The 15,254-nt window shown below is 71.2% G+C and carries 6 protein-coding genes; all 6 read left to right on the top strand.

Going from position 1 to position 15,254, the window contains the following annotated elements; all coding sequences use genetic code 11:
- The first annotated feature begins 90 nt into the window (after nucleotides 1–90).
- The 6 genes from ABZU76_RS11915 (at nucleotide 91) to ABZU76_RS11940 (ending at nucleotide 15,239) form a co-directional block, all read left to right on the top strand.
- Complete coding sequence (locus ABZU76_RS11915; protein WP_354867805.1) at nucleotides 91–1,614, top strand: CehA/McbA family metallohydrolase; 1,524 nt, start codon at nucleotides 91–93, stop codon at nucleotides 1,612–1,614.
- 94 nt (nucleotides 1,615–1,708) lie between these two features.
- Nucleotides 1,709–2,542 (top strand): hypothetical protein, encoded by an 834-nt coding sequence (locus tag ABZU76_RS11920; protein ID WP_354867807.1) that lies wholly within the window; start codon nucleotides 1,709–1,711, stop codon nucleotides 2,540–2,542.
- 704 nt (nucleotides 2,543–3,246) lie between these two features.
- Entirely contained in the window at nucleotides 3,247–6,525 is a 3,279-nt protein-coding gene (locus ABZU76_RS11925; protein ID WP_354867810.1) for a family 78 glycoside hydrolase catalytic domain, read from the top strand.
- Between the two features lie 10 nt (nucleotides 6,526–6,535).
- Nucleotides 6,536–9,886, top strand: a complete 3,351-nt coding sequence (locus tag ABZU76_RS11930) for a glycosyl hydrolase (protein WP_354867812.1) — start codon at nucleotides 6,536–6,538, stop codon at nucleotides 9,884–9,886.
- A complete protein-coding gene (locus ABZU76_RS11935) occupies nucleotides 9,883–12,795 on the top strand; it encodes a glycosyl hydrolase (protein WP_354867814.1) in 2,913 nt (970 codons plus the stop codon). The genes ABZU76_RS11930 and ABZU76_RS11935 overlap by 4 nt, the downstream gene beginning before the upstream one ends.
- Nucleotides 12,792–15,239, top strand: coding sequence for a beta-L-arabinofuranosidase domain-containing protein (locus tag ABZU76_RS11940; protein WP_354867817.1), 2,448 nt, complete (start codon nucleotides 12,792–12,794; stop codon nucleotides 15,237–15,239). The genes ABZU76_RS11935 and ABZU76_RS11940 overlap by 4 nt, the downstream gene beginning before the upstream one ends.
- Nucleotides 15,240–15,254 lie beyond the last annotated feature (15 nt).

Genomic DNA, 15,254 nt, shown 5'->3' on the forward strand with positions numbered 1-15,254 from the left:
CGGGTCGCCGAGTGTTCACCCGCGCGTCGTTGATGGCGGCGCTCGGCCTCGCCTAGCGTCGTGCCGTCTTCGACCTATGCGGAGGAACGCATGTCCACTGGGGATCTCAGCCGGCGTAACTTGTTGCGAGTGAGTGGTGTCGTGGCGGCCGGAGCGGCGATGGGCATGCTGCCCGGCGTCGCGTTCGCGGCTCCCGCGCCGGGCACGGCGCAGCAGACCAAGACGGTCACGGGCACGTTCAAGCCCGACGTGCCGGACTGGTACTACCTGCCCGTCGACGTGCCCCGCGGGGTCAAGCAGATCGATGTCGTCTACTCCTACGACCGGCCGGCCGTGCCCGCCGGCGTGCGCGGAAACGCCTGTGACATCGGCATGTTCGGCCCCGAGGGCCACGACCTCGGCAACACCCGCGGCTTCCGCGGCTGGTCCGGCGGGTTCCGCGACCGCTTCTCGATCAGCGCTTCCGACGCCACGCCCGGTTACGTCGCCGGCCCGATCAAGCAGGGCCGCTGGCACGTGATCCTCGGCCCGTACACCGTGGCGCCGCAGGGCATGAACTACCGCGTGGACATCACGCTGACGTTCGGCGCAGACGACAAGCCGTTCAAGCCGAACCCCGCGCCGGAGACGGCTCCGGCGCGCCAGCGCGGCAAGTCCTGGTACCGCGGCGACTGCCACCTGCACACCGTCCACTCAGACGGCAGGCGCACGCCGGACCAGCTCGTCGCCGACGCCCGCGCGGCCGGGCTCGACTTCATCGTCTCCACCGACCACAACACCAAGAGCTCGCAGCTGATCTGGGGCGACTACGCCACCGACGACCTGCTGATCCTCAACGGCGAAGAGGTCACCACGCGCTCGGGCCACTGGCCCGCGATCGGCCTGCCCGCCGGCACCTGGATCGACTGGCGCTACCGCGCGTCCGACGCGGCGGACTTCCGGCACTTCACCGACCAGGTGCACCGCGCGGGCGGCCTGGTCACCGCGGCGCACCCGTTCGCGAACTGCTTCGGCTGCACGTACGAGTTCGCCTACGAGATCGCCGACCTCGTCGAGGTCTGGAACGGGCCCTGGACGGCCGACGACGAGGCCAGCGTCACGCACTGGGACGGCCTGCTGCGCGGCGGCCGCTGGATCCCCGCGATCGGCGACTCCGACGCGCACAACCCGGACCAGATCGTGGCCCTGCCGCACACCGTGGTGAAAGCGAACAGCCTCCGCCGCGCCGACCTGCTGGCCGGCCTCAAGGCGGGCCAGACGTGGCTGGCCGAGTCGAAGGACGTGAACCTCGAGTTCGGCGTGTCCGGCGGCGGGCGCAGCGCGGGCATCGGCGAGCGGCTCACGGCCGGCACCGGCACCGCGGTCACGGTGACCGCGACGGTCAGCGGCGCGCCGGGCACCACCGTCACGTTCCTCGACCAGCTCGGCCCCGAGCACGTCGAGACGGTGCCCGCGAGCGGCACGGCGACCGCGACGTGGACCACCTACCCGCGTTATAGCCGCTGGGTGCGCGTCGAGGTGCGGCGTCCGTCGGGCGGCCCGAACACCACCACGCCGAACGCGATGGTCGCCATGTCCAACCCGATCTTCCTGGGCGCTGCCGACGGCAAGTGATCCCGGCCCGTCCTCCTTCACCCACACACGGGCCCTACCGGTCCTCCGGGCAGAATTGTCCGAACAGGTCTCGGAGAAGGGTGGGGGAGGACGGGTGCGCGGGTGCGGGGTCAAGGCGGCGATCGCTGCGGTCGTCGTGGTCCTCGTGGCCGTGGTCGTCGTGGTGGTGGTGCTGTCACGGGGCAGCGACGTCGCGACACCCGGGTGCACGGTCACGTTGCCGCAGGAGCCGGGTCAGCAGGATCCGACGCAGTACACGCTGCAGCCCGAGCAGATGAGCAACGCGGCGACGATCGCCGCGGTGGCCTCGAAGGAGGGGCTGCCCTCGCACGCCGTCACGGTCGCGCTGGCCACCGCGTTGCAGGAGTCGAAGCTGCGCAACCTCAGCGGCGGTGACCGCGACTCGGTCGGCCTGTTCCAGCAGCGCCCGAGCCAGGGCTGGGGCACGCCGGCGCAGCTGCAGGACCCGGTCTACGCGGCCACGGCGTTCTACGAGAAGCTCGCCAAGCTCTCGGGCTGGGAGTCGATGCCCATCACCGAGGCGGCGCAGGCGGTGCAGCGCTCCGCCGCACCCGACGCCTACGCCCAGTGGGAACCCGTCGCGCGCGCCGCGGCGAGCGCGCTGACCGGCCAGATCCCGGCCGCGCTGACCTGCCGCAACATCACCGTCGGCCCCGCCACCGCCGACCTCGTGAAGACCGCCAGCGCCGAGCTGGGCACGGCCCGCCTCAGCGGCGCCCACCCGGCCGCCCAGGGCTGGGCGATCAGCACCTGGCTGGTCGCCCGCGCCGCCACGGTGGGCGTCGACAGGGTCACCTTCGCCGGCCAAGCCTGGACGGCCGAGTCGGGTGCGTGGACGGCCGACCCGTCCGTCGGGCAGAACCTGACGCTGCACCAGGTGCCGGCGGCGCCGCCCAGTTCACGCTGACCGTCCACTTCGGACTTCGGCTCGGCCGGTGAGCGAGCCACCCGCGTTCGACCTTCTCCTCAAGCGAGGGGTGCCGTTCCGGTAGCACCACGATCGGCTCGGTGTACACCGCGTATGCGCGGATTCGCGTGCGATCCCGGAACCGTGGGCGCGCGAACCCGAAGATCGCCGATGTGGCGACAACCGTCGGGCCGTCTCCCGGCAACTGGGGCGAGCCGGGGTCCATTGATACGTAACAATCGGACTGGTCCAGTCGGAGGCATCCTCTCATCTCCGGGTTTACTCGTCATTGACTCCACCTTCGAGGGCATAGTAGCGTCACCGCGCCAGGTTCATGAAACCTTTCAATCCGGAGGTCGCGATGCTGCGGCAGGGGTGGGGGCACGTGCCCGTTCTGGAGGTCCGTGAAGTGAACCGGAGCGAGTGCGTCGAGTCGGGCAGGGCTGTCAGGCGCCGCAAGACAGGCTGAGACAAGGTGAACCCAAGCGTGCGCGACGGAATGTCGCACCGCTGCGAGGCCGGTCGCGCCCCGAAGCCGTAGCCGCACTCCGGCTTCGGAGTGTCTTTCTCGAATCCGTACCGTCCTGCTCAAGTCTGGCCGGATTCCTTGTATCCCAGGCAAAACCATGGTTTTGCCCGCTGAGTTGAAACGTTTTATACCCGAACCCGGGCCACTCTCCGCCAGCCGTCCCCCAGGAGCTGTTGTGCGTTACAGATCCCGTCCCAGGCTCATCTCCCGCCGTCTTTCCGCCCTGGCTTGCCTGACCTCGCTGTTCAGCGCAGGCGCCGTCGTGCCCGCCTCCGCCGGAAGCCACCTCTTCACCGCCACCGATCTCCGCTCGGACCACCTCGACCGTCCGCTGGGGACGGACGACACGGCCCCCGCGCTGAGCTGGCAGACCGTCGCCCGGGACCAGACCGCCTACGAAGTCCAGGCCGCCACCTCGGAAGCGAGACTGGCTCACCCCGACCTCTGGGACACCGGCCGCGTCGGCGGCACCACGAACGAACTCGCCTACGCTGGCCGGGCCCTGGGCAGCCGTCAGCGCGTGTACTGGCGAGTTCGCGTCTGGTCCGGCCGGACGCCGTCGGCGTGGAGCACCCCCACCTGGTTCGAAACCGGCCTCACCGAACCGAGCGACTGGTCTGCCGGCTGGGTGGGGAACAGCCAGTGGCAGCTCGGCACCAAGCCCACCCAGCCGGTGGTGGTCACCCTCCCCGCGCAAACCGCCCGATACGTGAAGCTCGACGTCACAAAGCTCGGCCTGCCGCTGGCCGAACAGCCGCTGGACAGCCAGAACCGCATGGTCACCACCGGCACCACCCGCCGCTTCCCGGACCTGACTTACCGGCTGCAGCTGGCCGAGCTGCAAGTGCGCGATTCGGCGAACGCGAGCGTGAACTTCGCCGACGGACGCCAGAAGTACGTGACCGCGTCGGAGACCGAGACCGTGCGCAAGGAGTGGGAACCCGGGCTGATCGCCGACGGCCTGACCACGTCCAACCCCGAGGACGCCGGGAACGCCGGCTACCAGAGCGCGGGGCACAGCAGTGCGGACGCCGACGTCTGGCTCACTGTGGACCTCGGTGCCGCACACACCTTCGACCAAGTCGTGCTGTATCCGCGCACCGACACCCTCACCGCCGACGGCAAGACACCGAACTTCCCGGTCGACTACACCGTGCAGACCGCCACCGATGCGGCCGGACCGTTCACCGTCGCCAAGACCATGACGGGGCAGCCCGCCCCCGCTACCTGGTTGCCGCCCGCGCTGCCGGTGTTCGCGAAGGACTTCTCCGTGCACGGCCGGGTCACCAGCGCCCGGCTGTACGTGAGCGGCCTCGGCGTCTACGTGCCCAGCCTCAACGGCGCCCGCGTCGGTGACGCCGTGCTGGAGCCGGGCAACAGCGACTACGCCGACCACGTCACCTATGCCACCTACGACGTCACGAAGCAGCTGCGCAGCGGTGCGAACACGATCGGCATCACCGTCGGCAACGGCACCGCGGACTCGCTGCACACCTCCGGCCGGTACCGGAAGTTCGCCCGCACGGCGAGCGACCCGCAGGTGATCGCGCAGCTGGAGCTCACCTTGGCCGACGGAACCGTGCAGCGGATCGGCACCGACTCCAGCTGGCGCACCACGCTCGGCGCCACCACCGCGTCCTACTGGTACGGCGGCGAGGACTACGACGCCCGCCGCGAGATCCCGGGCTGGGACAAGCCCGGCGCCGACCGCCGCGGCTGGTCCCCGGTGGTGCCCGCGACGAGCACGGCGAAGCTGACCGGCCGTCAGACCGAGCCCGTCCGCGTGGCGGAACAGCTGCCCGGCAAGGAGATCTCGCGCCCGGCCCCCGGCGTGCGCGTCTACGACGTCGGCCGCAACATCGCCGGCCTGCCCCAGATGACGCTAACCGCGCCGGCGGGCACGGCCGTGCGGGTGTACCCGGCCGAAGCGTTGCGCGACGGGCAGGTGGACCAGTCCATCAGCAACGTCGGCGCGCCGATCTGGGACAGCTTCACGAGCAAGGGCGGAAAGCAGACCTGGCACCCCGACTTCACCTACCACGGCTTCCGCTATCTCGAGGTGGTCGGCGTGCCCGACGACGCGACGCTCTCGGTCACCGGCCTGCGCGTGATGGCGGACAACACCTCCGCCGGTGACTTCGACTCCTCGAACGCGACCCTCGACGGCATCCACCGGCTCACCCGGGCCGCCCTCGAGAACAACATGCAGAGCATCCTCACCGACTGCCCGAGCCGCGAGAAGCTCGGCTGGCTGGAGCAGGACCACCTCGCGTTCGACACGATCGTCCGCAGCTACGACGTTGAGGCCTACCTCGGCAAGATCGTCGGCGACATGGCCGACGGGCAGGAAGCGAGCGGCCTGGTGCCCAGCACCGTGCCGGACTACGTGACGCTCGCCGGCGCCTACCGCGACGACCCGAACTGGGGCGGCGCGATCGTCCAGGTGCCGCTCAAGGCCTACCAAACCTACGGCGACCAGGGGCTGCTCGCCCAGTACTACCCCGCGATGCAGCGCTACCTCGGCTACTTGCAGGGCCAGTCCACGCGGTGGATCGACGGCGTGTACGACTACGGCCTCGGCGACTGGATCACCACCGAGTCCCCGGCGATGCCGCGCCCGATCGTCGGCACCTTCGGCGTCTGGGCGGTCGCGGACGGCCTTTCGCAGGTCGCGACGGCCCTCGGCCGCAGCGCCGACGCCGCGGCCTACCGCGCGCAGGCCAACGCGATGGCCAAGGCCGTGTGGGCCAAGTACTACGACCCCGCGACCGGCCTGTTCGGCGGCGGCGGTCAGGGCGCCACGGCGCTCGCGCTCGACATGGGCGCGGTTCCCGCGGACCTGCGGGCCGCCCAGACCGGGCACCTGGTGGACACCATCGAGGCGGCCGGCTGGCACCTGGTGATGGGAGAGATTTCCTTCCCGTCCGTCCTGCGCGTGCTGTCGCGGGCCGGCCGCGACGACGTCGTGTACCGGATCGCCACGCAGACCACCAGTCCCAGCCTGGGCCACCAGGTGCAGGCCGGACTGACCGCGCTCGGTGAGACCTGGGACGGTGGCAGCGGCCAGTCGCAGGACCACTTCATGCTCGGCGCGATGGACGGCTGGCTCACCACGCGGCTGACCGGCATCGGACAGGCGGCCGGCTCGACCGGCTTCCGGGACCTGGTGATCGATCCGGCGGTGGTGGGCGACCTGACGTCCGCGTCCGGCAGCTACGAAAGCACGTACGGCCGGATCAGCACGGCGTGGACGAAGTCCGACCGCGAGTACCGGCTGGCCGTCACCGTGCCGCCGGGCAGCACGGCCGAGGTGCACGTGCCGCTGTTCCGCGACGCCCGCGGCCACTACGCGACGCCCACCGGTGCCCGGCTCACGCGGATCGACGGCGACGACGCGGTTTTCCGGGTCGGCTCGGGCTCCTACACCTTCCATTCCTCCATTCCTCGCGGCTGAAGGGAAACCCATGCGCAGGACAGTGACGTCCCTCCTGCTCGCGGCGGCCACGGCACTCGGCGCGGTCACCGCGGGAGCCCAGGCCACTGCCGGGCACGACCCCGGCCCGGCCGCGACGACGAACCTCGCCCGCTTCGACCCGGCCGCCTTCGCGAACCCGCCGAAGGACAGCCGCCCGGCGATCTACTGGTACTGGAACAACACCATCACCAGCGACATCACCGATCGGCAGATGGCCGAGATGCGCGCCAAAGGCGTGTACGAAGCGGTGATCTTCCCGCTCGGCGGTGACTCGATGAAGCCGGTCTTCCTCAGCGAGGACTGGTTCACGCTCGTCGGGCACGTGCTGCGCGAGGCGCAGCGCACCGGCATGAAGATGTGGCTGTTCAACGACAACAACTTCCCGAGCGGCCGCGGCGCGAACTACGTCGTGAACGGCGGCACCCTCGGCGGCCGCACCATCGCCGCTCGCCCGGACCTGCGGCTGAAGGGCCTGCTGCGCTCGACGCGGATCGTCGACGGGCCTTCGACGTTGCCGCTCGCCCGGACATCGGGGCTCAGCGTGGACACCGGCAAGCTGGTCGTCGACCCGGCCACCAAGCCGGGCGCGGCCCCGCTCACGCCCGGCGCCGGCTGGACAGACTACACCGTGAGCGGCAAGGTCACGCTGACCGCCGGCGGCGTCCAGCTGGCAGTGCGCTCGGACGGCACCCACGGCTACCTCGTGGACGTGGACTCGAAGGGCGCGGCCAGTGTGTACAAAGTGGATGGTCCGAACCGGACGCGGCTGACCACCGGCGTCAACACGCCGGGCTTCACGCCGACCCACGTGCAGACGGTGAGCGTCACCGTCAGCGGGAACACGATCACGCCGAAGATCAACAACACCGTGCAGCCCGCGGCCACCGACGCGAGCTTCCCGACCGGCGCCGCGGCGGTCTCGGCCGAGGGCACCCAGCGCTCGCTGTGGGACGACCTGACCGTCACCGGGCCGGACGGCGCCAAGCTGTGGTCCTCGACCTTCGACGACGCCACCGCACTCGCGGACTTCCCGCAGGACCGCGTCGACCTCGCCGGTGTCACGGCGGCGGCCGCGCGGCCGGTGGGCACGAACGCCGCGGTGGAGCTCAAGGGCACGACCTGGCAGGTGCCGGCGGGCCGCTGGCAGGTCGACGTGTACTCGCAGGTCCTCCTGCAGGACGATTCCAGCGGCTACACCCGCGGGTACCTCGACCTGCTCGACCCGAACGCGACGGACGCTTTCCTGAGCATCGCACCCGAGGAGTACGCGCGCCGCTTCCCGTGGGCGATGGGCACGGTCGTGCCCGGGTTCTGGGACGACGAGCCGTTCATCGCCTCCGCGCAGCCGCACCCGTTCAAGCGCCTGCCGTCCTCCCCCGGACTCGCGGACGCCGTCCGCGCGGCCGGTGGCACCCCCGGCGTCGCCTACACCGCGGCGGCGGACGGCCTCGGCGCGGTCGCCGACCAGGCCGCCGGGACGTACTGGCGCGCGGTGGACAACCTGTTCTCCACCAACTACTACAAGCGCGAGGCCGACTGGATGGCCGCGCACCACCTGAAGCTGATCTCCAACCCGCTGCTCGACGAGCAGAGCCCGCAGCAGCGGATGAACTCCACCGGTGACCTGTCGAAGGACAACCAGTGGGCGCAGGTCCCCGGCAGCGACATGATCACCACCGACTACACCGCGGGGCAGCAGACCACCCTGGGCCGCAACGCTTCTTCCGCCGCGCACCAGAACGGGGCGCCGCGGACGCTGATGGAGACCTTCGGCAACGCGGGCTGGCAGGTGGCGCCGGACTACATGCACGCGACCGTCGGCGCGTTGGCCACCCGCGGCGTCAACCTCACCTTCCTGCACGCGATGTACACCGACGAGACCTCGGTGACGTTCGCGCCGCCGTTCGGGCCACGCAGCACGTTCTGGGAGGACATGCCCGACGTCGACGCCTGGATCGGCCGGGTGATGGAACTGGGCCGCGGCGAGAACCTCGCCCGGACCGCGCTCGTGCAGCCACAGCGGGCCGCCGAGCAGACGCGGGTGTCCGACGCGGGCCACCGGCTCGACGCCGACTTCTCCGCGACGGCGTACGCGCTGGAGCGCGGGCAGGTCGACTTCGACCTGCTGAGCGACTCGTCGCTCTCAGGTGACCCGGCGGCGCGCTTCCAGGCCGTTTCGCACGGCGGAACGCTGCAGGTCGGCCAGGCGGACTACCAGCTCGCGGTGCTGCCACGCACGCCGGTGCTCGACCTCGCGACCGCGCGCACCCTGGCGAAGTTCGTGCAGACCGGCGGGCACGTCGTGGCGGTCGGCCCGCTGCCGACGCGAGAGGCGACCGGCCGCGACGCCGACCTGGCGCGCGAGCTGGGGACCCTGTTCGGCAACGCGGGTTCCTCGTGGACCCGGCGCGGAGCCGGCGCGGTCGCGCTCGTCACCGACGTGACCACGATCGCGGGCCTGGCGCAGAACGCCGGTTTCGGTGCGGCCCGGCTGCAGCCCGCGGCGGACGCCGTGCGGGTCGAGCGCACCGGCCGCGACGCGGACACGGCGTTCCTGCTGAACAACGAGAGCGACGCGGTCGTCACCACCACCGTGACCTTCCCCGTCGACGGCACGCCCGAGATCTGGGACCCGCGGACGGGAACGACCGAGGTCGCGACGGCCTACACGACGGGCCGGACCACCACCGGCGTCCCGGTCACGCTCCAGCCGTACGAGACGCTGGGCGTGGTGTTCCGCAAGGGTGTCCACGACACCGCGCACCTGACCGACGCCACCCTGCCCGCCGGCTCGGTTTCCCTGACCGGGCACGAAATCCAGGCCGCCGTCACCGCGACGGCGCCTGGCACCTACCGGCTCACCGGGCAGGCGAAAGGCCGCACCTACCGCGGCACCGTGAAGGTCACCGATCCGCTGACGCCGATCGCGCTGAACGGGCCGTGGACCGTCCGCCTGGAACAGGACGGCGCCGTCGCAACCGAACGCCCGCTCGGCTCCTGGACCACCTTCGCACCGACCTTCTCCGGCAGCGCCGTCTACACCACGACGGTGACGCTGTCGGCGGCCGAGCTCCAGCGGCGCAAGCTGGTGCTCGACCTCGGTGAGGTGCACGACCTCGCCACGGCGACCGTGAACGGCACCGCGCTGTCGACCGCGCTCTGGCATCCGTACACAGTGGACGCCACGAAGGCGCTGCACGTCGGTGTCAACACGATCAGCGTCCGCGTCACCAACACCCTGGCCAACGTGCGCAACAAGATCCTGCCGTCGGGCCTCGTCGGCCCGGTCGTGCTGCGCCCGCAGGCCGCTGTCACCGCCCGGCTGGAGGCCACCCGATGACTGTCAGCAGACGCACGGTGCTCACGATCGGCGCCGCACTCGGCGCGGGCGCCACCCTGTCGTGGGTTCCGCCCGCTCTCGCCGCACCCGGTAAGCCGTTCGCCAAGCAGTTCGCCAAGCCGGACACTTCGACGGCCGCCAAGTTCCGCTGGTGGTGGCCGCACGGCCTGGTCGACCTCGGCGAGATCGCCCGTGAGGTGGACGAGATCGCCGACGCCGGGTTCGGCGGCGTCGAGATCCAGGACGTCCACCACAGCGTGCAGACCGTGATGGATCCGGAGCACCACGGCTGGGGCACGCCCGCGTGGCTCGCGGCGGTGGAGACGGCCCTGCGCCGGGCGAAGGCCCGCGGCCTGACCGTCGACCTCGCGATGGGCCCGTGCTGGCCGACCGCGGTGCCGACCATCACGCCCGACGACGTCGCGGCGAGCAAGGAGCTGGCCCACGGCGTCGTCACCGTCGACGGCAGCTACAGCGGACCGCCGCCGGCCGCGGTGGTGCCGGCGGAGAGCGCCGTGGGCAAGCAGGAGCTGATTGCCGTCCAAGCCGCGCAGGTGATCGGCTCGCCCACGGCGGCCACGGTGACGCTGGACCCGGCGTCGGTGCGGACGGTGGAAGTCCACAACGCACAGATCAGCTGGACCGCGCCGGAGGGCACCTGGGTGCTGCTCGCGTACTGGGCCCGCGGCTCGGCGCAGCAGCCCGAGGCGGGCCCGCACACGACGCCGCTCGCCTACGTCGTCGACCACTTCAGCGCCGCGGGCACGCAGGTGGTGCTCGACGAGTGGAACTCGACGATCCTCACCCCCGCCATCCGGAGCCTGCTGAAGGACGTCGGCGGCGACCTGTTCGAGGACTCGCTGGAGATCGAGACCGACGCGACCATCTGGACGCCGGAATTCCTGACGGAGTTCCGCAAGCGCGCGGGCTACGACCTGCTGCCGTACCTGCCGGTGGTCGTGCAACGCAAGGGCAAGTTCCCGTTCGCGTTCGACTCGGACACCTCGAACCACGTGCGCGACGACTACAACCAGGTGCTCTCGGACCTCTACCACGAGAACCACCTCATCCCGGTGCGGGACTTCGCCCACCGGCTCGGCATGACGATGCGCGTGCAGCCCTACGGCCTGCAGACCGACGCCATCCGCAGCGCGGCGCTGCTGGACGTCCCGGAAAGCGAGTCACTGGGGTTCAAGAACCTCGACGACTACCGCGTGCTCGCGTCCGGCCGCGACATGGGCGGGCGGAAACTGCTCTCGTGCGAGTCCGCGGCGTACGCGAACGGCGCGTATAACACCACCTGGGACAAGGTGCTGCAGACGATGGGCAGCGTGTTCGCCGGCGGGGTGAACCAGGCCGTGCTGCACGGGTTCGCCTACGCCATGGCGCCCGGTGCGTTGTGGCCCGGGTTCGCGGCCTTCTCGCCGTACAACGGCACCGGCATCGGCTATGCCGAGGCGTGGGGACCGCGGCAGCCGACGTGGGGGCACGTGCCGGACATCGCCGGCTGGTTCGCCCGCACCCAGCTGGTGCTGCGCACCGGGAAGCCACAGGTGGACCTCGCGTTCTTCCGGCAGAAGGGCTGGACTTCCACCGGCATCGGCGCGCCGTGGGCGACCAACGACGGCATCCCGGCCGGCTGGACCCACGGTTTCCTCAGCGAGGCGGTGCTGGACCTGCCCAGCGCGGTCGTCCGACGGGGTCGCCTCGCGCCCGACGGGCCCGCGTACAAGGCGATGATCCTCGGCGGCGACCAGTTCCACGGCAGCGAGCACACGCTGTCGGTGCACGCGGCGCAGCGGCTGCTGGACCTGGCCCGCGCCGGCTTGCCGACGATCGTCATCGGCACCTGGACCGACGTGCGCGCCGAGGGCATCGCGTTGCCGGGGGAGAACGACCGGCTGCGGAGCCTGGTCACGGCGTTGCTCGCGCAGCGCACGGTCCGAGTGGTCGCGGACGCCACCGGCATCCCCGCCGCGCTCGCCGAGCTGGGCGTCACCCGCGATGTGGAGCACGACCCGTCCACCGTGATGAGCGTGCACCGGATCGACGGAGACACCGACTACTACTACCTCTGCAACGCCCGGCACGCGGAGAACCGCAAGATCACCGCCGTCACGCAGGACGTGTGGCTGACCGCGCAGGACCGCGACGCCCAGCCGTCCGTGCTCAACGCCTGGACCGGCGAAACCGAGCGGCTCGGCGTGTTCGCCCGCTCCGGCGATAAGGTGCGGGTTTCGGTGTCGCTGAACCCGGGCCAGTCGGTGATCATCGCGCTCGGGCGCGGTGACCACGGTCCGAGCGCCGAGTCGAGCGACGCGCCCGAGGTGCGGTACCTCGACGGCAAGCTGGTGGTGCGTTCCTCGGCGGCGGGCACGTACTCGACGACACTGTCGACCGGCCGGGTCGCGCACACCACCGTCGCGGCCCCGCCGGCACCGATTGCACTGTCCACTTGGGACCTCGAAGTGGAGGACTGGCAGCCGGGCGCGACGCCGACTCAGACGGTCAAGCCGAAGCGACAGCTCTCGCTGACGGCGCTCGCGGCCTGGCCGTCGCTCCCCGGACTCGAGGACGTCTCGGGCATTGGTCGCTACCGGACCACTGTCGACCTCGGCCGGTGGGACCGGGGGCTCGGCGCGTACCTGGACCTCGGGGAGGTGTTCGACACCTACCGCGTGCGCGTCAACGGCACCTCGCTGCCTCCGGCCGACGTGCTCGACACCGTCGTCGACATCGGGCCCTGGCTGCGGTCCGGGCGGAACAGCATCGAGGTGGAGATCGCCACCACGCTAAACAACCGGCTCCGGGTGAGCCGTCCCGAGGTGTTCGGGATCGCGGCGCGGCAGGCCTACGGGCTGGTCGGGCCCGTGCGCCTGGTGCCGTACCGTCACGTGGAGGTCCGATGAAGGTCACCCGGCGCGCCGCGCTCGGCCTCGGTGCCGTGCTCGGTGTGGCAGCGGCAGTGCCTTGGGAGGCTTCGGCTTCGACTGCGGCACCGGTGCGGCCCGTCGCGCTCGGCGGCGTCCGGCTGCTGGAGAGCCGGTACCTGGCGAACATGCGCCGGACCGTGGCGTACCTGAAGTTCGTCGACCTCGACCGGCTGCTGCACACGTTCCGGCTGACCGCCGGGCTGCCGAGTGCGGCCGAGCCGTGCGGCGGCTGGGAAGCGCCGGACATCCAGCTGCGCGGGCACACCACCGGGCACCTGCTGTCGGGCCTGGCGCTCGCGGCCGCGAACACGGGTGATGCCGAGCTGGCCGCGAAGGGCGCGGAGGTGGTGGCCGCTCTGGCCGAGTGCCAGGCCGCGTCGCCGGCCGCGGGGTTCACCGAGGGCTACCTGTCGGCGTTCCCGGAGTCGGACTTCGTCAACCTCGAAGCCGGGAAGTCCGTGTGGGCGCCGTACTACACGATCCACAAGATCCTCGCCGGGCTCCTGGACCAGCACCGGCTGCTCGGCAGCGCCGGGGCCCTCGACGTCGCCCTCGGCATCGCGAGCTGGATCGACGCGCGCACGGCGCCGCTTTCCCGGGACGCCATGCAGAAGGTCCTGCACACCGAGTTCGGCGGGATGAACGAGGCACTGGCCAACCTGTACGCGATCACGCGGGACCCGCTGCACCTGGAGCTGGCCCGGCGGTTCGACCACGACGAGATCTTCACCCCGCTCGCGGCGCGCCAGGACACGCTGGCCGGGCGGCACGCCAACACCGACATCGCGAAGATCGTCGGCGCGGCAGCGGAGTACGACGTGACGGGCGAACAGCGCTACCGCACGATCGCGACGTACTTCTGGGACCAGGTGGTGCACCACCACAGTTACGTGATCGGCGGTAACGCCAACGCGGAGTTCTTCGGTCCACCCGACCAGATCGTCAGCCAGCTCGGCGAGAACACCTGCGAGAACTGCAACAGCTACAACATGCTCAAGCTCGGCCGGCTGCTGTTCCTGCAGGACCCGAGCCGGACCGAGTACCTCGACCACTACGAATGGACGCTGCTCAACCAGCTGCTGGGCGAGCAGGACCCGGACTCGCCGCACGGCTTCGTCACCTACTACACCGGGCTGGTGCCGGGCACCGAGCGCAAGGGCAAGGAGGGCGTGGACTCCGACCCCGGCACGTACAGCAGCGACTACGGCAACTTCACCTGCGACCACGGCACCGGCCTGGAGACGCACGCGAAGTACGCGGAGAACATCTACTTCACCTCGGGCGACACGCTGTCCGTCAACCTGTTCATCCCGTCCACAGTGGACTTCCACGGTGCCTCGGTGCGGCTGGAGACCGCGTACCCGTACGACGAGACGGTGCGGCTGCGGGTCGACGGCTCCGGTGAGTTCGCCTTGCGCGTCCGGATCCCGGCGTGGGTCTCGAAGCCCCGGCTGACGATCAACCACACGCCGGTGGCCGCTTCGCCCGGGTCTTTCGCGACGATCCGGCGGCGGTGGCACGAGGGCGACGTCGTCGAGCTGCACCTGCCGATGGCCGCGCGGTGGCTGCCCGCGCCGGACAACCCGGCGGTGCGGGCGCTGGCCTACGGCCCGCTGGTGCTCGCGGCCCGGCACGGTTCCGCGGTGCCGCCGGTGATCCCGACGGTGGATCCGCGCACGCTGCGGCGTGAGCCAGGCCCGGCCGAGTTCAGTGTGCGATCGGGGGAGCAGCGGCTGCGGCTGAGCCCGTTCCTCGACGTGCAGCACGAGCACTACAGCGTCTACTTCGCCTCGCCGCCGGACCGACCGGCGCCGAAGACCGTGGCGGTGTACCCGCTCGGTGCGGACCTGACGGAGGGGACGCATCGCTGGCCCGCCGCGGTGCTGGCCGGCGGCGCGGTGGCCGGGGAGCGGGGCATCGAGCTCGACGGCGTCGACGGGCACGTGCGATTGGCCCCGGGCCTGCCGGCGAACCTGACCGAGCTGACGGTGTCGATGTGGGTGCGGTCGGACACGATCGTCAACTCGGCGCGGGTGTTCGACCTCGGGTTCAACGCGCAGTCGTATCTGTTCCTGACCTCGCGCACGGGCAACGGCGTGGCCCGCTGCGCGATGAAGCTGGGCGGGATGGCGGCGGAGGACTACGTGGACGCCGCCATCGCGCTGCCCCAGGGCGTGTGGACCCACGTGGTAGTCACCGCGGGATCCGGGCTGCGGGTGTATTTCGACGGCGAGCTCACCGGGGTCAACCCCGCACCGCCGATGAGCCCGCTCCTGCTGGGCGCGACCCAGCTGAACTACCTGGGTCGCTCCCAGAACCCGAAGCACCCGTACCTGAAGGGCGCTGTCGCGGACTTCCGCCTCTACGGCCGAGCGCTGGGGGAGACGGAGGTGCGGGCCCTGGCGGCGGGACAGCACTGAGCACCGTCCGCGGTC

Origin of the sequence: Amycolatopsis sp. NPDC005232, from assembly GCF_040607795.1 — a bacterium.
In the GTDB taxonomy this organism is placed as follows: Bacteria; Actinomycetota; Actinomycetes; order Mycobacteriales; family Pseudonocardiaceae; genus Amycolatopsis.

What these genes read in the sequence shown, in the direction of transcription:
- ABZU76_RS11930 (WP_354867812.1), top strand. Translation starts at nt 6,536, where the DNA reads ATGCGCAGGACAGTGACGTCCCTCCTGCTCGCGGCGGCCACGGCACTC.
- ABZU76_RS11915 (WP_354867805.1), top strand. Translation starts at nt 91, where the DNA reads ATGTCCACTGGGGATCTCAGCCGGCGTAACTTGTTGCGAGTGAGTGGT.
- ABZU76_RS11940 (WP_354867817.1), top strand. Translation starts at nt 12,792, where the DNA reads ATGAAGGTCACCCGGCGCGCCGCGCTCGGCCTCGGTGCCGTGCTCGGT.
- ABZU76_RS11935 (WP_354867814.1), top strand. Translation starts at nt 9,883, where the DNA reads ATGACTGTCAGCAGACGCACGGTGCTCACGATCGGCGCCGCACTCGGC.